At 43.7% G+C, this 24099-nt stretch carries 18 protein-coding genes; 11 read left to right on the top strand and 7 right to left on the bottom strand.

Annotation, left to right across the window (positions count from 1 at the left end; translation table 11 throughout):
• Window positions 1–15: 15 nt before the first annotated feature.
• Both T525_RS0106490 and T525_RS0106485 read left to right on the top strand, forming a co-directional pair.
• Window positions 16–1356 (top strand): sensor domain-containing diguanylate cyclase, encoded by a 1341-nt coding sequence (locus T525_RS0106490; protein WP_027406539.1) that lies wholly within the window; start codon window positions 16–18, stop codon window positions 1354–1356.
• Between the two features lie 471 nt (window positions 1357–1827).
• Window positions 1828–2385: a hypothetical protein gene (locus T525_RS0106485; RefSeq protein WP_027406538.1), complete on the top strand. Its 558-nt coding sequence runs from the start codon at window positions 1828–1830 to the stop codon at window positions 2383–2385.
• Window positions 2386–2479: 94 nt separating this feature from the next.
• On the opposite strand, the gene T525_RS15590 is transcribed toward T525_RS0106485, so the two are convergent.
• The gene (locus T525_RS15590) at window positions 2480–4927 is read right to left on the bottom strand and encodes a PAS domain-containing hybrid sensor histidine kinase/response regulator (RefSeq protein WP_051533460.1); all 2448 of its coding nucleotides are present in this window, start codon (window positions 4925–4927) and stop codon (window positions 2480–2482) included.
• Window positions 4928–5212: 285 nt separating this feature from the next.
• On the opposite strand from T525_RS15590, the gene T525_RS0106475 reads away from it, so the two are divergent.
• Window positions 5213–7411 carry a transporter substrate-binding domain-containing protein gene (locus T525_RS0106475; RefSeq protein ID WP_027406537.1) on the top strand — a complete coding sequence of 733 codons (2199 nt, stop codon included), beginning with the start codon at window positions 5213–5215 and terminating at the stop codon, window positions 7409–7411.
• A 512-nt stretch (window positions 7412–7923) separates the two neighbouring features.
• On the opposite strand, the gene T525_RS0106470 is transcribed toward T525_RS0106475, so the two are convergent.
• A complete protein-coding gene (locus tag T525_RS0106470; protein WP_027406536.1) occupies window positions 7924–8235 on the bottom strand; it encodes a hypothetical protein in 312 nt (103 codons plus the stop codon).
• 73 nt (window positions 8236–8308) lie between these two features.
• Complete coding sequence (locus T525_RS15585) at window positions 8309–10681, bottom strand: hybrid sensor histidine kinase/response regulator (protein ID WP_051533459.1); 2373 nt, start codon at window positions 10679–10681, stop codon at window positions 8309–8311.
• Window positions 10682–10870: 189 nt separating this feature from the next.
• Between T525_RS15585 and T525_RS16280 the strand changes: the two genes are divergently transcribed.
• Entirely contained in the window at window positions 10871–11029 is a 159-nt protein-coding gene (locus tag T525_RS16280; protein ID WP_156945622.1) for a hypothetical protein, read from the top strand.
• A 266-nt stretch (window positions 11030–11295) separates the two neighbouring features.
• Here T525_RS16280 and T525_RS0106455 read toward each other — a convergent pair whose 3' ends face one another.
• Both T525_RS0106455 and T525_RS0106450 read right to left on the bottom strand, forming a co-directional pair.
• Window positions 11296–11688, bottom strand: coding sequence for a ribbon-helix-helix domain-containing protein (locus T525_RS0106455; protein WP_027406535.1), 393 nt, complete (start codon window positions 11686–11688; stop codon window positions 11296–11298).
• 205 nt (window positions 11689–11893) lie between these two features.
• Window positions 11894–12667 carry a ParA family protein gene (locus tag T525_RS0106450; RefSeq protein ID WP_027406534.1) on the bottom strand — a complete coding sequence of 258 codons (774 nt, stop codon included), beginning with the start codon at window positions 12665–12667 and terminating at the stop codon, window positions 11894–11896.
• A 1429-nt stretch (window positions 12668–14096) separates the two neighbouring features.
• Between T525_RS0106450 and T525_RS0106440 the strand changes: the two genes are divergently transcribed.
• The 5 genes from T525_RS0106440 (at window position 14097) to T525_RS0106420 (ending at window position 20281) form a co-directional block, all read left to right on the top strand.
• Window positions 14097–15653, top strand: a complete 1557-nt coding sequence (locus tag T525_RS0106440; RefSeq protein WP_027406533.1) for a replication initiation protein — start codon at window positions 14097–14099, stop codon at window positions 15651–15653.
• 343 nt (window positions 15654–15996) lie between these two features.
• Window positions 15997–16932, top strand: coding sequence for a hypothetical protein (locus tag T525_RS0106435; protein ID WP_027406532.1), 936 nt, complete (start codon window positions 15997–15999; stop codon window positions 16930–16932).
• Between the two features lie 295 nt (window positions 16933–17227).
• The gene (locus T525_RS0106430; protein ID WP_037325330.1) at window positions 17228–17962 is read left to right on the top strand and encodes an NAD-dependent protein deacylase; all 735 of its coding nucleotides are present in this window, start codon (window positions 17228–17230) and stop codon (window positions 17960–17962) included.
• Between the two features lie 111 nt (window positions 17963–18073).
• Window positions 18074–18580 (top strand): methylated-DNA--[protein]-cysteine S-methyltransferase, encoded by a 507-nt coding sequence (locus T525_RS0106425; RefSeq protein ID WP_027406530.1) that lies wholly within the window; start codon window positions 18074–18076, stop codon window positions 18578–18580.
• Between the two features lie 54 nt (window positions 18581–18634).
• Window positions 18635–20281 (top strand): PcfJ domain-containing protein, encoded by a 1647-nt coding sequence (locus tag T525_RS0106420; RefSeq protein ID WP_027406529.1) that lies wholly within the window; start codon window positions 18635–18637, stop codon window positions 20279–20281.
• 110 nt (window positions 20282–20391) lie between these two features.
• On the opposite strand, the gene thiD is transcribed toward T525_RS0106420, so the two are convergent.
• Window positions 20392–21171, bottom strand: coding sequence for a bifunctional hydroxymethylpyrimidine kinase/phosphomethylpyrimidine kinase (gene thiD, locus T525_RS0106415; protein WP_027406528.1), 780 nt, complete (start codon window positions 21169–21171; stop codon window positions 20392–20394).
• A 166-nt stretch (window positions 21172–21337) separates the two neighbouring features.
• Between thiD and T525_RS0106410 the strand changes: the two genes are divergently transcribed.
• Window positions 21338–21964: a DUF4867 family protein gene (locus tag T525_RS0106410; RefSeq protein ID WP_027406527.1), complete on the top strand. Its 627-nt coding sequence runs from the start codon at window positions 21338–21340 to the stop codon at window positions 21962–21964.
• Between the two features lie 179 nt (window positions 21965–22143).
• Window positions 22144–22557: a universal stress protein gene (locus tag T525_RS0106405; protein WP_027406526.1), complete on the top strand. Its 414-nt coding sequence runs from the start codon at window positions 22144–22146 to the stop codon at window positions 22555–22557.
• 239 nt (window positions 22558–22796) lie between these two features.
• Here the strand turns inward: T525_RS0106405 and T525_RS0106400 are convergent, their stop codons facing one another.
• Window positions 22797–24032: an LL-diaminopimelate aminotransferase gene (locus tag T525_RS0106400; RefSeq protein ID WP_027406525.1), complete on the bottom strand. Its 1236-nt coding sequence runs from the start codon at window positions 24030–24032 to the stop codon at window positions 22797–22799.
• Between the last annotated feature and the right edge of the window lie 67 nt (window positions 24033–24099).

Below are 24099 nucleotides of genomic sequence, written 5' to 3'. Positions count from 1 at the left end.
TCGAGGGGACTTGTCATGAATTTAAATAATGTGAGCAAAACAAGCCGCATAACTATAGTTTCGGCCGTATTCCTGCTGAGTATGCTGGTACTGGTGCTGGTTATCAACGGCATCTGGAGACAGCAGACCACCCAGGAGCAGACTCTGGCCAAGCAGAATATCCAGAACCGCGTCAGCGAGATAAAATACGGTATTAATGAATGCTGTGGTATCACCGAGTCCATGAACCTTATTGTACAGGAAAATGCTGAAGGAACCATGGAAGACTTCAACAACGTGGCCAGACACATTATGAAGGACCGTAAATTCATCTCCTGTCTCCAGCTGGCTCCCCAGGGCACTGTAACTTCTATTTACCCCATGGAGGGCCACGAAGGAGACCTCATAAATCTTTTTGAGGAAAAGCATTACGGTTCTCTTGCCGCCTACAGCAAAAATACAGGCACCATGACCCTGCAGGGTCCCTTTGAAATCCAGCATAGGGAAGTGGGCATGGAGCTGAGGGAGCCGGTTTATGTCCGTGACAGCAGCGGTATAAAGCAGTTTTGGGGCTTTGTTATTGCGGTGTTCAAAATTCCGGATGTTTTCCAGATTTCCATCGACAATCTGAAAACCTTTGGCTATGATTATGCCCTTTATAAAACCAACCCATTCGACGATGAAATGCGCCTTATTACAGCTTCCAAGGGAATTATGGAAGACCCTGTGGTGGCTGAGTTTGATGCGGCAGGGGTATCCTGGAGACTTGACATAGCTCCGGAGGAGGGCTGGGTTCAGCCATCATTTTTGCTTCCTTATGCCCTCTTTGGGCTGTTTTTGGTGCTTCTGCTGACTCTGCTCACCTACATGGTGCTGCTGCTGGCGGAGGATAGGGCCCTGTTCTCCAATATTTCCCTCAGGGACCAGCTGACGGGACTTTACAATGTCCGCTGCTTTGAGGAGGACATGGCTGCACTGGTGCGCACCAACAATCTCCACGGCATATTCTACATTGACGTAAACAAGTTCAAGCATATTAATGATACCTACGGCCATCGGGCCGGCGATGATGTGCTGAAGGAGGTTGCCCTGAGAATGAAGGGTGCCTGCGAATTCAAGGTTTACCGCCTGGGCGGTGATGAATTTGCCATTCTGGTGGACCAGGACATCAAGAAGAGTGCCTACGAAACCATAACCACCAAAATGACCAAGGCCTTCAACCGCTCCATTGTCAGCGGCTCCAACAACATGATGGTCAGCGTAAGTATCGGCTATGCCTTCTATCCTGATGATGGCACTGATCCACAGCAGCTCAGGGAAATTGCCGACCAGCGTATGTACAATATGAAGGAAGCCTATCATGCCGAAATGGAATAAAAATAATGCCCCAAAATTATTGTCAGACGATTCAAAATATTGTTGCAAAGTGTTTTTGTCTGTAATATAATAGAGGCAAATAAAGAGGTACTTGATGTTTGCACCGTCAGCAATTTGACATATTAGACACGGTTCCCCAGCTGACGTTGATGCGCCGATATTCATTAATCTCACTTAGTTGTCTGGTAGTAGATTTGTCTGTACGTAGATGTTGTCTGGTAGTAGATGTTAGTGACAGTGGATTGTGTGGTAACGTTAGTACCCGAATATTAATCAATGCTTCACTCCCGATTGGGATGTCCGACGACGTCAGGTACCTCTTTCCTATACTTCGTGAGAGATGTAGTAAGTAGTTGGTTCCGAAAATGTCAATTATGTGTATGGCCACCGAAAAGGTGGTCTTTTAGTTTTGCAAAATTCAAAGTTGATAGTATAATAATATGTAGCGAACTTGAAGGGAGAATTCTAAATATGTTTAAAAGATTATGTGCCATTACCATAGCAGCTGTTGCTCTTTTCTGTGGCAGCCAGGTTGTGGCTCCAAATAACACCCAGGCCCATGAGGTGCTGGTGTACGGTGATGATACTACCATGCATTATCTGGAAACTGAAACCCTCCGGAAGGCCGGGGGCTCCTATTATGCCTGGGTTAAAATCACCATCAAAAACGACACCTTTGAAAATGCCCGTTTCCGCTTCACCCCGGAGCTGGACGACACAGTAACTGTTTCTGTCTGGTCCGAGCTGCCTCCTGTTGTTGAGGACGTGGACGATACAGTTATGGAGGCTATGATCAAGGCTGAGAAGAAGAAGGCAGCGAAAAAGAAAGAGGAAAAGGTGCCTGCTGTTGTTTATCCCGATCCCCTCACCATGGCAAATGTAAGACCTGGTGGCCGTCAGGGCTGGGTGGAAATCGGTGCAACTGATTACAGTCAGGCCTTTGAAAATTACTGGACCACTGTACAGTTCTACAGCGAACATCCGGAGCTGGCACATCCTGTAGTGATTTCCGGCAAAGAAGTAAAATAACATTTAATTAATGTTAAAATAATACATAAATAACGTAAAAATAAGGGCAGCAACCTCATTAGGGTTACTGCCCTTTTAATATGTTCTGCCACACCTATTTCAGCACCCTGGCCATGCCTCTCATGAGCTCCTTGATGTCCACAGGCTTTGCCAGATGTCCGTCCATGCCAGCCTTGAAGGCCTCCTTTTTGTCTTCCTCAAAGGCATTGGCTGTCATGGCCAAAATCGGGATTTCTGCCTTCTTCAGATCTGGGAGGGCCCTTATGGCCCTTGTGGCCTCATATCCGTTCATATTTGGCATCTGCACATCCATCAGAATCAAATCATAGTAGTGTACCGGGGCCTTTTCCAGCATTTCCACACATTCCTTGCCGTCCTTGGCATTCTCCACGGTCATTCCCGTCATGGACAAAATCTCTATGGCAATTTCCGCATTGATTTCATTGTCCTCTGCCAGGAGGACCCGCTTGCCAACGAAAATGCTGTAATCCACGTCCTTATGGCCTTCACTTAAATACCCCTCGGCAGGCTTTTGGCCCAGTCTGTGGGGCATATTCAAAATGAAGGTAGTGCCTTCACCCTTCTTGCTCTTGACCTCAATCTTTCCCCCCAGAAATTCCGTCAGTCGCTTCACAATGGACATTCCAAGGCCAGTGCCCTCTATCTTGTTGGCGGTTGTGTTGTTCTCTCTGGTAAAGGAATCGAAAATATGCGGCAGAAATTCCTCGCTCATGCCGATACCCGTGTCGGTGATGGTGCTTCTGTACCACGCCCACCCCGGCTTTTCATGAGGTAATTCCTCCAGCTTCATGTGCACCTTTCCCCCTGGCTTGGTGTATTTATAGCAGTTGGAAAGAAGATTAAGGAAAATGTCCCGCAGCTTCGGTGCATCACAATAGAAATACTGATGCTGGACGTTCATTTCCTGTGTAAACTCCAGATGCTTCTGGTCCATCATGGATTTCAGTACAGAATACAGTCCGTCATTAAACTGCTCCGTATTCCACAGGGTCTCATCCAGCTTCAGAACACCCTTTTCAATGCGGGCCATTTCCAGCACATTGTTTATAATGGAAATAAGCACCTTGCAGGCGTCATCCATTTTATCAAGGTAATGCTGCCGCTTCTTCGGATCCTCCTGATCCCTCTCCAGCAGCTCCCTAAAGCCCGTAATGGCATTCATCGGGGTGCGGATATCATGGGACATATTGAACAGGAAGGAGGTCTTGGCCTGATTGGCAGCCTCTGCCTCATAGCGGGCAATCTCCGCTTCCTCCTGGGCCTTACGCAGCTTCTCCTGCTTTTCCTGCTCCACTTTAATAAGGTCAGTTATATCACGGAAGCCGCAAATAACCTTCCGCCTGTCCCCATCCTTATTGAGCCACAAATAACTGCCCTGAATATGATGAGCCTTGCCTTCTTCGTCCACCAGCTGATATCTCATGCGATACATTTCCTTTTCCTTCAGCTTCATAACGATGTGGTAAATCCGGCTGGCCCGATATACCCTGTCCCTGTCCTCCGGCAAAACGTGCTTGCTCACATATTCCTTAAGGAAATTATCATAGTTATGGGCACCCTTTTCGTAGGATTTAATAAAGGTATCGTTTATCATCTTGTCCCGAAGTATCCATATCTGATTGTGGAATATATCAATAATGCCCACTGTCAGATACTCCTGGGAAAACACCTCATAAATAGTCTTTTGCAGCTCCAGATTTTTCTGGGCGGTAATGTCCGTAAGAAGTCCAATAGCCCGCTTCGCCTTGCCATCAGGACCCAAAATACGCCGTGCCGCCGCCCTGACCCACACAATGGAGCGGTCCTTTCTGTACATGCGGAACTCCACATCATGGACAGAACTATCCCGCTCATCATTTTCCATTAAGTCCATGGCATGACCCACATTTTCCAGGTCCTCTGCCACAATCTGATTGTAGAAGCTCTGGAGGATCTGTGGAAACTCCTCATCCTTTTCATAGCCCAGCAGCCTTCTGTAGGCCTCATTCCAGGTTACCGCCGTGCGTTTACCCTGCTCATCGTATTCCAGACGGAATCTGGCGGTATCGTAAATTGCCGAGACGGGGCCGAACCAGCTCATATCATTTTCACGCTTTTGGGTAGCCTCCAGCTGATGGGTAACCTCCTCGTAAAGCATCCGGTTTTCCACCAGCTCCGTAATATCAAAAATTGAGCCATGCATAATAACCGGCTTGCCATCACTGTTGTAGATAAGCTTGCCGGTGGCATTCACCATGAGATATCCCCCATCCTTTTTCTTGATACGAAATTCCGTATCAAAAACAGCCGTCTGGCCTGTGGAAGCAGCAATGGCCTGGGCCAGCATCTCCTCCTTGTCCTCAGGATGTACCAGGGCAATTACAGAATCCAAGGTATCGGGGCACTCATCAGCATCCTCATAGCCCAACATATGTCTTACCTCATCGGAAAAGACGATTTTCTTCATGCGGGCGTTCTCATTCAGCTCCTCATACCAGGTGCCGGAACGAACCATTATTTTGTTGCTTGAAACGTCCTTCATACAAAAACCCGCCTTAAAAATAAATTCATCATCTTATTTCAGAATACACGAACTCACATTATATGTTATATTCTGCATTCCCTTTAAAAAATCCTTTATCCGCCCATTAAATTCTAAAATAGCTAATTTCTCTTAAAATTTTTCCTATTAAACCTTACAATTTGCTACAAATTCATTTATAATAATCACAAGAAAAAATTTTAGTTTCATCAGTCAATAATTATTTTTCACGATTATATAATAAACACCATGAAAAACGCACTTTACAAGGTGGGAGGGATGATTATGAAGCATCTGTCCATAAAATCCTTGCGGGAATGGCTGCAATCCCATAGCAGTATTCTCTGTTTTCTGGTGTCTTTTTTTTGCCTTGCTTCCGCTCTAATTTTTATCCCTGATACCATGGAGCAGTGCCAGTCTGCACAAAGTGCCACCGCTGCCCCAGGACAGATACCAAAATTAAATACCTCCAAGCTGGTGAGGGTGGGCTATGTGGAAAGCCGTAATTTTATGGAGGGCATGAATGATTACGCCATAAAATCCGGCCTTGCCTACGATTATCTACAGAAGGTTTCCTACTACACCAACTGGGATTATGACTACATATATGGCGAATGGGACGAGATACTGCAGAAGCTCTATAACGGGGAAATCGACGTTATGGCAGGGGTTTCAAAGACCCCGGAGCACATGGATAAGCTGCTGTTCCCTGATTACGCCATGGGCATTGAAAACTACTATATCTATGTCTACAACAACAGTCCTTTGGCTTCCAAGGGCATTGCGGGCCTTACCAACCGCACTGTCAGCGTTAACCGCAACACCGTTATGGAGGATTTGCTCCATCAATGGAACGATATGGGAAACCATCAGATAAATATTGTCACTTACAGCAGCAATGAGGCCCGTTTCCGTGATTTCGATGCCCGCAGAACAGATGCCACCGTGGACACGGACAACAACGTGGTTCCGGAAAATCACATGGTTCCTATTGCCAGAATCGGCCAGACGGAATACTATCTGGCGTTTAACCGCAACCGGCCTGATCTGGTCCAGGAGCTCAATACGGCCCTTGGGAAAATGACCTCCACGGACCCTTATTTTACCAAGAAGCTTTCCAACACCTATTTCTCGGGTCTGGCTGTCAGCGGTCAGCTCCAGGATGACGAAATAAATTGGCTTAATGATCATCCTATCATAACAGTAGCTTATCTTGATGACTATCTTCCTTTCTCTGCTACTGACGAAAAAGGAAACGTCCAGGGTATTATTAATGACCTCCTTAACGAAATGACCCGCAGGCTGAAAATTGACGACAGAGTAAAATTTTCCTTTGTTCCCTACCCCACCTACGAATCCATGATTGCCTCCATTCAGGCAGGCTCCGTGGATATGGCCTTTCCGGCCAACTATGATGTGGCCCGGGCTGAGCAAAGCGACGTATTCCTTACCACGGAGGTTATTTCCACCCCAATGCATCTGGTATATATGGGTGATTTTTCCCACCTCCAGCTGCGGCGTATGGCAGTGAAGAATGGAAATTCCATAGGAGATATTTACATCCGTGCACATTTCCCTGATGCGGAGATTCTTTATTATGAGAGAATTGAGGGCATGCTGGATGCAGTAAAAAATGGTGATGTGGATGCCTGTATTCTCAACCAGTTCCGCAAGGACGGCTATCTTGTCCACCCATCCTTCAGTATGCTGAAAACTGCCCCAATGAAGGATTACAGCAGCCGCTGTTTTGCTGTAAAACGCGGCAACAACCAGCTGTTATCCATCTTGAACCGTGGTATTACAAATTTGCCATCGGATTTTGGCTTTACCTCCACCTACACCTACACCAGCAAAATGAAAACCATGACCCTCAAGGATTACATCTTGCAGCACTTTATCCTGTTTATGATTGTGATAGGTGTTATTACAGCAGTGGTCAGCGGCCTGCTGGCTTATATTTACCTCATTCACAAAAACCGTGAACAGATGGAATATATTGCCCACCATGACGGCCTCACTGGGCTCTTTAACCGCCGCAGCTTCAATGAGGACCTGGAAAAACTCAATCCGGAGCTTGGAAAGGGCGATGTTGTAATGGTGGCCATGGACCTTAACGGACTGAAAAGGGCCAATGATGAGCTGGGTCACGAGGCCGGTGATGAGCTTATTATAGGAGCCGCTGATTGTATGAAGAAAATCCTCAATCCTTATGGCAATGTTTACAGGGTTGGTGGTGACGAGTTTATGGCTATTCTGTATAATAACGTCCATGACTGGGATGATATTCTTAAACGGCTCAAGGAGGCCTTTGGGAGCTGGTCAGGCAAGCGTGTAAAGAGCATGGCCGTGGCCATTGGAGCAGCCAACAATTACGATTCTGTATATACCAACCTAAATGATATGGCAAACAGTGCCGATCAGGAAATGTACAAGGACAAGGCCGAATATTACAGGCGCTCCGGCATTGACAGGCGCAAACGCTAAGTTAAACAGTACCTATCATTTATCCCCATTCTGAGGGATTTGTGATAGGTACTTTTTTTGAAGTCGTAGTGAACCAAATCATTTTACAACTTTACAATATGTAATATTTCATCATGTATACAGTATTTTTTTGTTAATGGTTGTTTACACCAACTATATTTTCGTATATAATGCTCCCAAGAAATGGTATTACGTTTGTAGTATTATTTCTTGGCGGATGTATGGAATACATAGTATCCCCCATAACCCCTCTCTCGATTTGCTCTTCCCCGGAGCATTTCACCCATGGCCGTTGGCACTACCCCTTATAGTGTTGGCGGCATTTTTTTCTGCTTATTTTTATCATTTAAATAACATTATAAAAGCACTAATCAGGTTGTGATATGCTCCCCCTATAAGAGACAGGTCACCCCTCGATTAGTGCTTTTCTATTTTCTTTTATAATATTTTTATATCATTTTTATAATGTGATTAAAATATCATTTTTACTTGTTACATAATCATACCGATTTTCATCTGACTCTGAGCTCAGGGCCATCGTCCACCCGGATTACATGATTCTGGTCAATTGCTTCCACAGTCATAAAACTGATGCCGTAAGGCTGCAGCAGCTTCAGCACGTGAATATCCGGAGCAGTTATATCCTCCACATAATCAGCCATGACCTTAAGACCGTTTACATAGCCATTATGAGCACTTACAACGCATTTACCGCTGTCGTCGTAAAAATCCCCCTCCAGGGCCCAGGCTGATGCCTTCTCCGTAATACCTGCAAAACCTATAAACAATGATGCAACCAATAAAACCCTAAAAAACTTTTTCATAATGGCCCCTCCTTTATTATGAGGAATAAAAAACATTTTAATAGACTTTATTTAACATTATTTTATTGTTTTTTTAGAGCAAATGCTTCTGCAATACCCTGGCCAGATTCTTCAAATCTATTGGCTTGGAAACATAATCATTCATGCCGCATTTCATGAAGTTTTCGATATCCTCGGCAAAGGCATCGGCACTCATGGCGATAATAGGAATACTATGGGCATATTCCGAATCCATGGTCCTTATGGATCGGGTTGCAGCATATCCGTCCATTATAGGCATTCTGGCGTCCATGAAAATTAGGTCGTAATACCCGTCTCCCTTTTCCATGAACATATCCACTGCTTCCTTGCCGTTGCCGGCCTTATCCATTTCTGCACCGGTCATTTCCAGCAGATTTTCCGCTATTTCAAGGTTCAACAAAATATCATCAACCAGAAGGATACGTTTCCCCTCCAGGTGAATTTCCGAGAAATCCATTCTTCTGCTGGTCTTGGATCCCTCTGCAGAATCCTCCACAAATTCCAGATCAAGCTTGACTGTTATCTCAGTCCCCTTGTTCAGGGCACTCTTAACGCTTATAGTACCACCCAGCAAATCCACAATTGCCTTTGTAATGGACATGCCCAGACCAGTTCCCTTTACCTCTGTTTCATGGTCATCCTGGGCCCTGGCAAATGGCTGGAACATCTTCTCCTGGAATTCCGGGGACATACCTATACCATTATCCTTAAAGGAAAATACATACATGCTTCTGCTGGCAGAAACGTGAATCTCCCTAACCATCAGGCTTATATTACCACCATCCGGTGTATATTTAATGGCGTTGCTGAGTATATTAACGAATACCTGCTGCATTCTAAGGGAATCACTGAGTACAGTCTCATGTGGCAGGTCTTTTATGGTTGTTGTTATATTATGTCTATGATCCTTTAATTGAGGGCCTATCATGGCAACAATACTTCCGATAAGTTCCGGAATATTAACTGGCGCCTTTGTCATGGTGAGATTTCCGCTTTCAATCCGGCTCATATCAAGAACCTCGTTAATGAGATTCAGCAAATATTTACTGGATGTTGAAATCTTTCTGAGACATTCCGTCAGCTTAACAGGGTCATCCTTGTGGGATTCCGCAATCATCCCCATGCCCACAATGGCGTTCATCGGAGTTCTGATATCGTGACTCATACGGGACAGGAAATCACTTTTTGCCCTGCTGGCCTCATTTGCCTTTTTAACAGCCTTTTCAAGCTTTCTGTTCTGTGCTGCCAGGGCAGAGGCATTAAGCCTGTTCTTTTCCCCAAGGGCCGCCGCAGCCATGGCCACACCCTGGGTCAATACCCCAATTTCCCCTGGTGCATTTGTTGGAAGCTCCACATCGTACTGGCCTTCCTTAATTAAATTTACTGCCTCTGTAAGCTTTTTAATAGGCTGGGTAATACGGCGGGTATAGTAATATATCAATCCAATTATCACTAAGCCGCAAACTACAATAACCAGAATATCCACAGTTAACAGCTTATAGCGCCCCATGTATATCTCATCATAGTCATCACAAAGCACCAGCTGAAGTCCGCATCTTAAGGTAGTAAAGGTCTGTACCCTGTCACTGCCGTCTTTCCAATACTGAAGCACATCTTTTCCTGAGGTTTCCTGGGACAGAAGTTCTCCGTTTCTTACCCTCTCTAAGTTTTCATCACCATGAACACTTCCCAGCATAAAATCGTGGGCATGATAATGTATTTTGCCATCTGCACTCTTTAAATAGGCATAACCACTCTTGCTGAACTGTATACGGTCTACCACATTCAGCAAAGTTTCAAAATTAAAGTCCATACCAATAACCGCCACCAGAACTCCGTCCTTATATAACGGAGAGCAGTAGGAAATGGTATATCTTCTTGTATTCTTATTAAAGTATGGAGGCAGCCATACTGCTTTTCCCGCCTTTACAGGTTTTTTATACCAGCCTACGCGCTCAATGTCATCAGCATCAAAATCACTGATAGTGGCCATTTCATGCTTTTCCATATTACCGGCAGCATTACGTACATAAAAGAATCCTTGCCTGTTACCTACCAAATCAGGGTTATAAACACAGTAGTAGCCAAGAGACATATTGGTTGTATTGGATACTCTGTCATACAGCTGCTGCAGAATTCCATCAATATGCTGGCGTTTGGCCGGGTCCTTTATTGCTTCTGCACTATCAATATAATAATCCGTGATGCTGGTCATGTGATTCACAGCATCCTCAAATCTTATATAATCCTGATCCAGCTTTTCAGCCTCATTGGCGGTAAGGATATTCATTTCCATGGAAATATCCTTATCCTTATCCCTGCCCACTATTTCAATGGCTGCAAAGCTTAATACTGCTGTCAGGAGCACAAGAGTCATTATGAGAAAAGCCATTACCTGCTTTTGCAACGATCCAGCTTTCTTCATGATATTTTCCTCCTGCACATTGGAAGATGGACTCAATCATAAACTTACTACTAATATTAGTTATATTTTACATTCCTTCGAAAAATCCTTCTTTTTTCATGTATCAGAATTTTCTAAAAGTTCTGATTTTTTTCTTTCGAAAATGGTATAATGAGGTAAGATAAGCTTCGTGGAAAGGAGGGAAGCGGTATGGAAGGGCCTAAGAAATGGTGGCAGGAGTATGATGGGTCGGAAAAAGAAGCCTGGCAGGACGCGGACCCTCTGCACCCTGACATTGACGATCGCCATTTTCCTGATGACGAGGAGGATATCGGTCAGGAAGAAGATGTTTATGGTAAGAAGTATTAGCGCTTTTAGTTCGTTTATCGGGATTTTTTAAGATTTGTTGAGATTATTGTGATTTGTGAGATTTTTGAAATGTGTGAACTATGTGAAATTTAAAAGGCCCGCCCTATTGTGGACGAGCCTTTTAAAATGCTTAAAAAATATTATTTTATTGTCAAATAAACACTTTTATAACGTTATTTTAATATTTATATAGTTTTATTTTACATCTTATCTTGCAATACTTATTTTCAAGCTTTTGCCATTGTTCCTGCCTAAAATCAATTGCATCATAAGCCATTTGCTTCGCAATAATCCATAAGAGCTGCAGTAATAATTGTGTTCATACTCATGCTCTTTTTATCAGCCAATGCTTCCAGACGTCCCTTTAACTCCTCTGTGAGATAAACTGATAATCTGGAATCTTTTTTTATTGCCTTGATAGGACGTCCCCTTCTTTTGGGGGCAACATTATCCAGAACAGCTTCTGTTCCCGCTGATGTATTTACTCTATTTTCTGATACATTTTGGTCATGTGTCATTTCTTCATTTTTCACAGTGGCCTGTACAGGAGTTTCCTCTGTTTTTTCCTCAACCTGCTGGATTGGAACAATAGGTTTTGCCCTGCCTGTAAAATCCCCCAGGGCTGCTGCTGTATTATTAAGATCCAATTTCTTTGCCATTATTTTCACCCCAATTTAACATTATTATAACGCCATTGTTCAAATTTTTCTTCTTTAGAAGAAAAATCTTCCAATTAGCGTTTCAACGAGCTGGGAGATATTCTCACCAGCTGTTGTAGTTTGTTTTCCCCCACCTAAAGAGGAAGGGGACATCTTAAAGCTCGTTATATTGTTAAACTAATATTTATATAACATTAATATAATTTTATTTTATCTTTTGATTACTCTTTTTAAACAGCTCAAGTACCTCATCGGTAAAAGTCTCGTAGTCCCTGGCACCATCAGATCTGGCATCCACGTTAAACACGTTTGTATGAAGGGCAGTACACTGATGGAATACTGTACGCTCCTTAATATGTGTATCAAATACAATGCTGTTTATCTGGGCAGCTGCCTGATGGAATACATCCACCGCAAATTTATTTGCCTGGGTACGTGGAACATCCCTTGTAATTAGAATTCCATCGATTTTCAGACCAGGGTTATAATCCGCCGCGCTCTGGATAGCAGAATACAGATCACCAAGGCCGGTTACACTTCGCTGGTCTGCATCACATACACCAATAACACGGTTGCAGGCTACCAAAGCCAAAAATACTATGCCAGACATGCTAGGGGCTGTATCAAGAACCACATAGTCATATCCCTCCACCTTGGCCAGGGCCTTTTTCAGCAGGAAATCGGAGCCCTTTTCCTCAAATTTGTTTCTCTGGTTCTCAATGCGCTTGTCAGCCCCCATGAAATCGTAATATTCATTGTGCTGAACCACATCCTCCAGAGGAGCTCCCAAAATGAAATCGAAGGTACCTGCAACTGTACCAATAGCTTCCCCGCCGGAATCAGATGTAAAATTGGCCTGTGGGTCCAGATCGATGGCCAGAACCTTGTATCCTTTTCTGCCTAATGCTGCACAAAAGTTAATGGCTGAGGTGGTTTTTCCCGTACCACCCTTCTTGTTTGAAAAAGCAATTATTTCCATTTATACACCTCATTTTATTGCTATATTAACATTTATATAACATTACATAAATGTTAATATAGTATTTTTTAATGATTATAATATGGTTATAATAGTACATAATTAAAAATAATGCAACCCTTTGAATTTTCTTCCTATATACAGATTCATTATCTAAAATACATGACTAAAATGTACCATTGTTCAATACATGAATAGATTGTATCATTTATTAAAAGAAAAACTGTACCCTATCTCATATTTAATACAAAAGTAAAATTTTTCAAAAAATAAAACACACACTTACATTGCTCCCCTTCCCCACCTTTTTATCCGGAGATTGCTGTTGATAAGTGTGTTTTAGTTATTTATATATTGTTTTATATTTTTTATGTTTTTATTCCCTGTTCAGGCCACGTGCAGCAAGGGATACAGCGGTTTTATATGACTTAATTGTATAATACAGATGACTGGATTGTATCAGATACAGGACCACAATGTATCAGTCATGGTATGGAATTGTATAGATTATATGACCTTATTGTAGCAATACAATACCGAATTGTATCATTGAGATTGATTTTGGAGGGGATTTTTAGAAAGTAACTATACAATTAGGTCATGTATCTGTGGAAAACTCAGTATTTGTAAGGGTTACACCATGTTTTTAGGATACAATCTGGTCAGCTAAGGCTGCCCTGGTATGGGAAATAACAAAAGGATGATACATTATGGTCATCTTTTTTGTTCCTCATTGTTATCTGAAAAATTGTAACATAATTTCAGGGATCAGGCCAATAGAGGCGGCTTCAGTGGACGAAATGGAGAATACATGACCGGATTGTATCATATATTAAGGAAGAAAATGCGGAAAAAGCCGATAAATGACCTTATTGTAGCAATAGAATACTGAATTGTATCATAACTTTAAGGTAAAATCGTAAAAAAATGATACAATTAGGTCATAAATAGCCTATATCTGACTAGATTGTATCATAAATTTATAATACATGACTTAATTGTATCTCAAAATTAAGTTGAAAATTTAAAAGTAATGATACAATTAGTTCATGTTTTTCCAGAACCCAGCTAATTATCCCAAATTTTATGATACAATTCACTCATGTATCTGAACAATTGATACAAAATGGTCTTTATATGACCGAATTGTATCATAATTTCAATAAAGTTTTTATACAATAAGGTCATGTATAAATGAAACAACATGAAATAAAATCACCTGAAGCCAGACAATATGGGACGATACGATACACGACTAAAATGTAACATTGTTTAAAAAAATATAAAAAAGTATTATACATTTTACTCATATAATGTTATAATGGTCGCGTAAGATTGATACATTGAGGTCGTGTATCCTTTTCACTGTGAAAAGTTTGATACAACCCGGTCGTATATACAAAACTTTACATATAAGGATAGTAAAGGGATGAACACTAAACTTAGCAGTCATAAGAAAAAAACAAAACAGATAATTGTTCAGGCCAATACCCTCATAGAGTCCCCTTCCTTCTTTTCAAATCTTATGGAGGCCAGACTTTTTTATATGGCATTGGCCAGCTTAAGGCCCCAGCTAAAGGCAGGAGAGCCTACGGAAAATAAAGTTGTAAGTATCCCTTCGGTGGATGTCATCAAGATATTTGGTGGCAACAATGTGTATTATTCACGGCTGAAGGGCTTTTGCAGTAATCTTCAGGGGATTCAGGTAAATCTGCTGGACAATGAGGAAAAAGGCAAGTATGTATCTGTAGTCCCATTTCCAAAATTTGAATTTGATAAGGCCAAGGGTATGCTTTCCATTGAGCTCCATAAGGATTTTGCGCCCTATGTACTGGAATTGGCGGACAAGCCATATACCCAGATTGCTGCCTCCTCCATTTTTTCACTGAAATCAACCCACTCCATTAAGCTGCTGGAGCTTCTTTTGCAATATCAGGGCTTTGATAAATTTAAGGCCTCAGGGGTTATTGAGCGGGAATTTTCCCTGGAAGAGCTGCGGAAATATATGGGTGTTGAGGACAGATATCAGAATGTGTCCGTATTTATAAGGTCCGTTATTAACTATTCCATAAATGATATTAACAGCCATACCGGCTATTTTATCGAATACGAGAAAATCAAGCCTAGCCGCACAATAATTGGCTTTAAATTTTTCCTCAGCAAAAAGAGTGATACTCCAAATCTTGAGGATAATATTACAGTGGCTGAGGATGATCTGGTGGATATTCTCCTTAAATATGGTATTGGCAAAATCGTGGCCAATCGCCTTATTAAAAACTATGATGCCAAACGCATCAGGGACAATGTGCAGTACACCCTTACACAGCACGGGGTGAAGAATATCCCTGCCTATTTGCGCAGGGCCATTGAGCAGGATTATGCGGGGAACGCCAAGAAGGCTGCCATGCAGTTTGATTTGTTCGAGCATAACAAAATGGCGGATGACGAAAGCGACAAGGCCTGTGAAAAATTCCTTATTTCCCGTGGCATCGGTGAAATGTCCCGTGAGGTTATTATGGCCAAGGCCAAGGCCGGGGATATGGACGAAGTTGTTGATACATTATTGGGGGATATTGATAAGGCCAAATTCATGGAGTGCTACCGAAAAGGAGATTTCTCATCTCTGATGGATGGTTATGACTCCATAGATGACCAAAATGTATCAGAGTTTTCAGCAGCCAGGGACCGCATTGCGGCTGAGGCCGTCAAGGCTACTCCAAATGCTGTTGATAATGATACATTGGAAGCAGAGGAAGCTGCCATACTTGATATTGTTGAGGATGTTCCGGAGGCAGAAGTGGCCCATGTGGAGGAACACAGCAATTCCCAGAAGGAATACCTGAAAAACCAGCTGGTGCTTACTGTACTGGTAAATGGGGAAAAGATCAGCAAGGAGTTTTTGCAGCAGTGCCTTGATGCCAAGCTGAACATTTCCGAGATTCAGAACATTGTGGGGAAGACATCCATTGCGGAAATCCTCAAATAATCCACACAATCCACAGGTACCCTGTTAATAACTCTGTATAACATCTTAGTAAGTTGTGGATTTTTAATAAAAGCTGTGGACTAATTTAATTCTTTAACATGAAAAAAGGACGCAAACCCAGTTGCGTCCTAATTTTTTTGCCTGTGTATAACAAGGTGAAATATTCACTTCGACTTGTTGAAGCTTTTATACAATCAGGTCATGTATTTATATCTAATCTTATTTTAATAATTATTTTCAAGTAAAATTCAGAATAAGTTGTTATAGTTTAACCATAGACAGTGGCGTTAAAGCTATTGCATTGTATCACAGCTATTTTAATACAGAGAGGAAGTGAAGCTGTATGGATACAAATGAAGTAACAGATTATATGAAAAAGGTGAAAAAGTATTTGAAAAATACCAAGCTTAATGATTTATCCCGTATGATTGAGATTACCAAAATGGACAACCTGGGGAAGGGGAAGGCATTCCTGGTAGCCGGTGTTGTGGCCTGGTCCGCATTTACATGCAGCTTTGGTAATGTAAATAGTGCAGCGGCAGCCCAGATTGGGCTTATGAGCACTGCTACAGTCCTCACAGACAGCATGCGCCTTGGGGGTATCCCTTATCGCAATAGAAACGGCAAGGTGGTTATTTCCGGCAGCGCATCCCAGGAGGACAATATTCTTGAAGGATGTCAGCAGCGGGCACAGGTGGCCTATAATATGGCAAGGGCCAATGAACCGCGGATAACAATGGATATGCTGGACATAGCCAACAGACTTGGCACCTCCATGGAGGGGCTGGAATATTCAGTAAAGACAGCCTCCAGCATCAAGAGCAAGATTGAGCGCAAGACCAACAAGGCTCTGGAAGCAGGGGAAACCCCAAAACAGGATTTCGAATACGTTTCCGAAACCGGTGATCTCCTCAGATATACTGAGGTGGTAAATCATGATGAAATGGCAGAAAAGGTTCGTGACACAGTGGCACTCCTTGAGGAGAAGGGTTACACTCTGGACGAAATTGACAATAAGTACCTCAACAAGGAGGGCCGTTACAAGGCGGTTCATCTCAATGCAACCAGTCCTTCCGGCCAGGCCTTCGAGATTCAGGTTCATTCCCAGGAAACACTGGCGGCAAGCCGTTCCACCCATAAGATGTATGAGGAGTGGAGAAATCCGGAAACCTCCACTGAGAGAAAGGCGGAGCTTTATTCCTCTATTAAGAGCACCTATGACAGCCTGCCTTTGCCAAAGGGCATTGAGCAGCTGGAAAATTACAAGCGTGCTGTTTAAATATCATCATATAATTGTTATATAAAGGTTATTACAATACTAATATAACATTATATAAATATTATTTTAACGACAATCACATTTATTTGATAAAACCCATAAGACCTTCCTAGAGGAAAACACCTGCCGTTAAATCGGCAGGTGTTTTCTATTTAAGGCAAAAATCAGCAGGAATTTTAGTGCATTTTGCAGAATAAATGACAATTAAGATTATTCGGAAAGCAGAATGTTATTATTCATAACGGAGAATGTTAAAAGTACCGGCAAATATCCAAGGATTGCGAGGTGGTTTTGGATGGGTGCTGAAGAGATAAAAAAGCTGAAGGACATAATTGACAAGAGCCGTTCCATGGTGTTTTTGGGCGGTGCGGGAGTATCCACAGAGTCCGGGATTCCAGATTTCAGAAGTGCCAAGGGCTTGTATAATCGCAGGCTGAAGCAGAAGTTCAGCCCGGAGGAAATGGTTTCCCATACTTTTTTGGTTGATCACCCAAGGGAATTCTTCGAATATTACAAGAAGAATCTTATCTATCTGGATGCCAAGCCCAATAATGCCCATAAGGCCCTGGCCAAGCTGGAGGAAATGGGCAAGATGAAGGCCGTTGTGACCCAGAATATTGATGGACTGCACCAGATGGCGGGTTCAAAGAAGGTTATTGAGCTTCACGGTTCTGTTCACCGCAATTTCTGTGTAAAGTGCCACGCCACATACGATGCGGAATTTGTGGTAAACAGTGAGGGGATTCCAACATGCCCGAAGTGCGGGGGCATGGTAAGGCCTGATGTGGTCCTTTACGAGGAGGCCCTTAACAGACAGGACCTTATTGACGCAGAGGCGGCTATTTCCAAGGCTGATACCATGATAGTGGGGGGAACCTCCCTGATGGTTTATCCTGCGGCAAGTCTGGTGAGATTTTTCCGGGGCATGAATCTCATCGTAATCAACAAAACCCCGACCCCGGCTGATGAGTGGTGCGACCTGGTAATTCACGATGCTGTGGGAAAGGTTTTCAAGGCCTGCGTTCCATAATATGAGTATAAAATAACCTTAATTTAAAAATATAAAAACACTATTACAACACTTATATAATATTTATATAATGTTTAAAAAGTGGTATAATTTTTAGAGGAGATATTCAGGGTGCAGTATATTTCTTTTTTTGATTCCCCCCTGGGCAAGCTGTATCTCACCGCAGATGATGGGGGTCTTACGGGCATAATATACGAAAATGAGGATGGAAATCAGCTTCCTTTAAATGTCAGTGATATTGAGTTTAATGATGAGCAGCCGGATATTATGGACGCAAAATTATGGCTGAGCTTGTATTTTAACGGAGGAAGACCTGATTTTACCCCTAAGCTGTCCTTAAAGGGCTCGGATTTTCGTATGGACGTGTGGGACGTGATAAAGGACATTCCCTACGGAAAAACCATGACCTACGGGGAAATCGCCAAGGTTGTGGAGGAGAAGCGGGGAACCAGGGTTTCGGCCCAGGCTGTGGGAGGAGCAGTGGGACATAATCCCGTTTCCATTATTGTGCCATGTCACAGGGTTTTGGGAGCCGGGGGAGCAATCACGGGATACACAGGGGGCCTGGACAAAAAGAAGTTTTTGCTGGATCTGGAAGAAATCCAATACAATGAATAAACTGTACTAGGCGCACTTCCACGGAGGTGCGCTTTATACATAGGTGGGATAGTTGTGGAACAGATTTATTATTATTTTGACGGGAAATCCGGAGCATGGGCGGAGTGCCATGAGCCCTGGATTGAAAAGGATATTGAGAAATTTTCCTTGAGCATAGTGGACAAGGGAATGGGGAAAAGGGAGATCAGTGCCCTGGCACAGGAGCAGTCACCAAATCATCTTCTGGCCTATGTGGATATAGGGGATTTTGATTACCGATATGACTGCGCATATAAAAAAGCGGCCGCCAGATGGCGGGTACAGCTCTACAAACCGCAAAAAACTGCCATTATATTGGTGGATGTGTTCAGCGTTATGGGCACCCAGAACGGTGTGGCTCTTCATACCAGGGGCAGCAAGCAATTTTCCCTTCGGCTGGATTATGGCAAGTGGAAGTATACTGTCATTCCTTCGAAATCAGAGCAGGCAGAGTCCGGGGGAAACGTATTTAATTATAAGTACGACTGGACTGATGAGGGCTTTGATTTTTCCGTGGAAATTCCACAAATAGTTGTTGACAGGGTTATGGAATTTTTGAAGGAGCTTGCCCAGGAGGAATTTGGCTTTGTACCTACTGTGCCAAGTGATATACCCACCGCAAGGCTCATAAAGTATTTTACCCAGTATCCCCTTGATGTGAATGTGGGCTGGTACGTGGATATGCTGGGCTATGATTTTGCCCGTCATATTATAAGGGCAAATGATACAAACTTTGACCTTATTTGCGATTATCTGAAGCTGCCAAAGACAAAGGGCCTCCAGAAGGCCTATCGGGAAAACGGTCGGTCCCTTGCAGTATGCCATTTTTTGCAGAAAATAGGCATTGAAGATGTAAATTTGTGGTCTCAATTTTATGATATAAAGAGTCTTTGGGGCCAGGATATAGAAAAGCTTGGGATTGACCGCAATGGGGCCTTTTACAGGCGTCAGGGCTTTTCCTGGCGGTATTGGTGGGGGGATGTAAGCGATTATTCAATTAATTGGTGGTGGAAGAACCAGGATAAGGAGGCAATCGCTGACTATGACCCTGCCTATGTGGGCTGGCAGATGCTTTGCCGCTGGCTAATGGAAAAGTGGGAGCCCCTGAAGGTGGCTGAGATACTCCACAGCGCCTTGGCTGACTCATCAGAGGATATTAAGGACTGTCTTTCCATGTGGTTCAGAAGCTACACCAATAATGAGATGAATGATGAATTTGTCCACGCCCTTTATCGTACAGGCTTTTCCAAGGAGACCCATGATATATGGACGGAGGAGGAGCGGCGCCTGCAGCGGCTCGCCATGGAGCAGTTTCGCAGGGAACAAAATGCCCGCCATAACAGCTATCTTGATATAGAGTTTACCTTGACCAAGGGTGATCTCATAAAGGAGGAGGAAACACCTCAGGGGAGCTTTAAGATTGCCCGCAGTGGCAAGGAGCTCTTTGAGCTTTCTGAGGCTTTCCATAACTGCGTTTTTTATCTGTACACTGAAAAGATGAACCGCAGGGAGTGTGCTATTTACTATCTGGAGCAGGAGGGAAAGCCCGTGGCCTGCATCGAGGTGTCCAAGGGAGTCATCGTTCAGGCCCGGGGAGACCATAACCACATTTTAAAGGGAGATATAAAGGATGCAGTGGTGGACTGGGGCATAAGGCACAATCTGGAATTTAAGCCTATGTGATATACATAGCATTAAAATAGTGTTATATAAATATTAATTAAATACTTTTATAACTATTTTTAAGCATTTTAAAAGCACTCTGGAAATAAATTTACAGAGTGCTTTAATTTTTATAACGCAAACATGTGGTTAAGGGGGCCTGAGCCCTTCCCCAGATTCAGTCCGTCCTTCAATGCCCCGGTAATATACTTCTTGGCATTGGCAATGGCCTCGGGCAGATCATAGCCCTTTGCCAGATTGCAGGCAATGGCCGAGGACAGGGTACAGCCTGTGCCGTGGGTATTTGGATTATCAATATGCTCCTGACGGTACCAGTTTAATTCCCCATCATAATATAAAAGATCCGTGGCAGTGGCGGACAAATGCCCCCCCTTAATAAGGACACCGCCATATATTTTGGAGCCGATTATTTTGGCAGCCTCCTCCATATCCTCCAGACTCTTGATTTCCATGCCGGAAAGGACCTGGGCCTCGGGAATATTAGGGGTAATTACGCTGGCAATAGGCAGCAGCAGGCGGCAAAGATTATCTTGGGCCTCCTCCTCAAGGAGCTTGGCTCCGGAGGTGGATACCATCACTGGGTCCACCACAATATTCATGGCACTATAATCCCGCAGCTTCTCAGAAATAATCTGAATAATGTCAGGGGCAGATACCATACCTATTTTCACCGCATCTGGAGGAATGTCCTCAAAAACAGCATCTATCTGCTGTCCCACAAATTCTGCCGGGGCATTGTGAATGGCCCGTACCCCTGTGGTATTTTGGGCTGTAAGGGCCGTAATTGCACTGGTGGCAAAGAGCTTGTGGGCAGTAATGGTCTTGATGTCAGCCTGGATTCCGGCCCCTCCGCTGGAATCGGATCCGGCAATGGTCAATACGGATTGCATAATAAAACCTCTCTCTCCGGGATAAACTTTCAAATCCCAAGCACGTACATTTTTAAGTATAGAACCAAGAAGGGCCTCTGGCAACAAAACTTTCCATATTTGGCAGGATTTGAAAAGTATTCTGGCGAATTAGAAAGCAAAAGTAATTTTTTGGAGGTTTAAGATAATGAAAAGTGTAATGGAGGAAGCCTTCAGAACCTACGGACGGGTATTGGATGTGGATGCTTCCGAGTTTATGGAGGAGGTTCAGAAGCTGCCAGAGGCTCCTGAGGGACAGGTGCTTTATGAAGCCTCTATTCCAGAATTTGAAACCACCAAGCTGTTTCTCACCTTTATGGACGAGGTATATGGGGGCATGCCTGTGGAATTTGGCTGCTGCCATGGTTTTAACGAGAAGCTGAACGGTCTTGAGTACCACAGGGATTCGGAAATTAATATAGCTGGTACGGACATGATTCTTATGGTTGGGCACAGATGGGATATTGATTATTCGGATAATTCCTATGATACCTCAAAGGTGGAGGCCTTCTTCGTACCCAAGGGGACGGTGGTGGAGATATTTGCCACAACCCTGCATTATGCACCTTGTGGAGTGGATGGGAAGGAATTCCGCAGCGGCGTTGTTCTTCCTGGGGGAACCAACGAGGCCCTGGACATGGAGCCGGAGGCCAGGGGGGAGTCAAAAATGCTCTTTGCCATTAACAAGTGGCTGCTGGTTCACCCTGAAAGCGGTGAAACAGGCCGTGTGGGGCTGTTAAAGGGGAAAAATTTAAGCGTAGGGGATTTTGAATAAAAGATTTGTAACGAGCTTTAAGATGTCCCCTTCCTCTTTAGGTGGGGGAAAACAAACTACAATAGCTGGTGAGAATATCTCCCAGCTCGTTGAAACGCTAATTGGAAGATTTTTCTTCTAAAGAAGAAAAATTTGAACAATGGCGTTATAATGACGTTGGCAATAAAGGGGGAACTGATATGTGCAAGATTTTGGTACCTGTAGATGGCTCTGAAGAATCCGAGAAGGCTGTGGAGAAGGCCGTGCGTCTGGCCAAGCTGGAGCCGGGAAAATTAATTTTTATATATGTGGTAAATATTCAGCAGGCGGCTATTTCCGTCCATCTCTGTCAGGAGATTATTGATTCCCTTACTGAGGAGGGCAACAGAATTCTGGGTGAGATCAAGGAAGGACTGCCTGAGGGCCTTGATTGCGAAACCGTCCTTGATGTGGGTATTCCTTACGAGAAAATCGTGGATTATGCCACTGAAAATGAAGTGGACCTTATAGTTATGGGCAGCCGCGGCCTCAGCCTTGTGGAGGGTATCCTCATGGGCAGCGTCAGCCGCAATGTGCTGGAGCAGGCCCCATGCTCCGTTTTAATAGCAAAATAGTTGTATTAAAACATTATTTTAGCAATAAAGAAATATTAAATTAATGTTAAATAAATATTATTTATTCCTGCTGATTGGTTATTGACTGATCAGCAGGTTTTTATTTATATAAATTTGGCGGGGCCTGTCATGGGATAGGGGGAGGCCTTATCCCATGACACCCCCTAAAAAAGTGATAAATAAACCACAAAAAAAGAGTTTCACACTAATTTCTTAGCGTGAAACCCGTTACTTTTTTTTTAGAAGTGAAGCTTGTTTTTGATGCGTTCTACGGCCCGGAGGGTGTTTTCCCTGTCTCCGAAGGAGGTAAGGCGGAAATATCCCTCGCCGCATGGACCGAAGCCTGCACCAGGGGTACCCACAATATTTACCTCTGTCAGGAGCTTGTCAAAGAAGTCCCAGGATGGCATATTGTTTGGGGTCTTCAGCCAGATATATGGGGCATTAACACCGCCGTAGGCCTCAATGCCGGCGGCCTTAAGGCCCTCACGTATAATGCGGGCATTTTCCATATAGTAGCCCACCAGCTCCTTAACCTGCTTCTGGCCCTCAGGAGTGTAGATGGCAGCTGCACCACGCTGAATAATATAGGCAGTACCATTGAATTTGGTGGTGTGACGGCGGTTCCACAGCTTGTTAAATTCCACTGCCTTGCCTTCTTTTGTAAAGCCTTTAACTGCCTTAGGAATTACGGTATAACCGCAACGGGTGCCTGTAAAGCCCGCAGTCTTGGAGAAGGAGCGGAACTCAATGGCCACCTCTTTTGCACCTTCAATTTCGTAGATGGAGCGGGGCACATCTTCCTCGGTAATGTAAGCTGCATAAGCCGCATCAAAGAGAATAACGGATTTATTTTCCTTGGCGTATTTTACCCACTTGGTCAGTTCCTCCTTGGAAAGGGTGGTGCCGGTAGGATTATTTGGGCAGCAGAGATAAATCATATCCACCCGCTCATTTGGTAGGTCAGGAGAAAAGTTGTTATTTGCGTCACAAGGAAGGTAGGTAATTCCCTCAAAATGGCTGTCTTCCTTGATTTCACCGGTGCGGCCCGCCATAACATTGGTATCAAGATAAACAGGGTATACAGGGTCGGTAATGGCCACCTTGTTATCTACTCCAAAAATCTCCTGAATGTTTCCGCAGTCACTCTTGGAGCCGTCACTGACAAAGATTTCATCAGCTTCAATATCTATGCCCCGGTCAGTGTAATTTGTCTTGCGGATGGCCTCAATAAGGAAATCATAGCCCTGCTCCGGACCGTAGCCCCGGAAGGTTTCAGCACTGGCCATTTCATCTACAGCCTTGTGCATTGCTTCAATGCACACAGCAGGCAGTGGCTGGGTAACATCCCCGATGCCCAGACGGATAATATCAGCCTCTGGATGGGCGTCCTTAAAGGCTGCCACACGGCGGCCAATTTCTGCAAAGAGATAGCTCCCCGGCAGTTTTAAATAGTTTTCGTTTACAGTAGCCAAATAAAACACCCCTTAAATTATTGCTTTGTTATAACATTTTTATCATAGTATACCACATTGTTATGCA

It is taken from the genome of Anaerovibrio sp. RM50 (assembly GCF_000622005.1).
Lineage (GTDB): Bacteria > Bacillota > Negativicutes > Selenomonadales > Selenomonadaceae > Anaerovibrio.
This window is presented reverse-complemented; position numbering and strand designations above follow the sequence as displayed.

Excerpts from the sequence above, each read along its gene's own strand:
- T525_RS0106440 (WP_027406533.1), top strand. The coding sequence starts at position 14,097 with ATGAACACTAAACTTAGCAGTCATAAGAAAAAAACAAAACAGATAATT.
- T525_RS16280 (WP_156945622.1), top strand. The coding sequence starts at position 10,871 with ATGGAAGGGCCTAAGAAATGGTGGCAGGAGTATGATGGGTCGGAAAAA.
- T525_RS0106470 (WP_027406536.1), bottom strand. The coding sequence starts at position 8,235 with ATGAAAAAGTTTTTTAGGGTTTTATTGGTTGCATCATTGTTTATAGGT.
- T525_RS15590 (WP_051533460.1), bottom strand. The coding sequence starts at position 4,927 with ATGAAGGACGTTTCAAGCAACAAAATAATGGTTCGTTCCGGCACCTGG.
- T525_RS0106475 (WP_027406537.1), top strand. The coding sequence starts at position 5,213 with ATGAAGCATCTGTCCATAAAATCCTTGCGGGAATGGCTGCAATCCCAT.
- T525_RS0106485 (WP_027406538.1), top strand. The coding sequence starts at position 1,828 with ATGTTTAAAAGATTATGTGCCATTACCATAGCAGCTGTTGCTCTTTTC.
- T525_RS0106490 (WP_027406539.1), top strand. The coding sequence starts at position 16 with ATGAATTTAAATAATGTGAGCAAAACAAGCCGCATAACTATAGTTTCG.
- T525_RS0106410 (WP_027406527.1), top strand. The coding sequence starts at position 21,338 with ATGAAAAGTGTAATGGAGGAAGCCTTCAGAACCTACGGACGGGTATTG.
- thiD (WP_027406528.1), bottom strand. The coding sequence starts at position 21,171 with ATGCAATCCGTATTGACCATTGCCGGATCCGATTCCAGCGGAGGGGCC.
- T525_RS15585 (WP_051533459.1), bottom strand. The coding sequence starts at position 10,681 with ATGAAGAAAGCTGGATCGTTGCAAAAGCAGGTAATGGCTTTTCTCATA.
- T525_RS0106435 (WP_027406532.1), top strand. The coding sequence starts at position 15,997 with ATGGATACAAATGAAGTAACAGATTATATGAAAAAGGTGAAAAAGTAT.
- T525_RS0106405 (WP_027406526.1), top strand. The coding sequence starts at position 22,144 with ATGTGCAAGATTTTGGTACCTGTAGATGGCTCTGAAGAATCCGAGAAG.
- T525_RS0106450 (WP_027406534.1), bottom strand. The coding sequence starts at position 12,667 with ATGGAAATAATTGCTTTTTCAAACAAGAAGGGTGGTACGGGAAAAACC.
- T525_RS0106430 (WP_037325330.1), top strand. The coding sequence starts at position 17,228 with ATGGGTGCTGAAGAGATAAAAAAGCTGAAGGACATAATTGACAAGAGC.
- T525_RS0106455 (WP_027406535.1), bottom strand. The coding sequence starts at position 11,688 with ATGGCAAAGAAATTGGATCTTAATAATACAGCAGCAGCCCTGGGGGAT.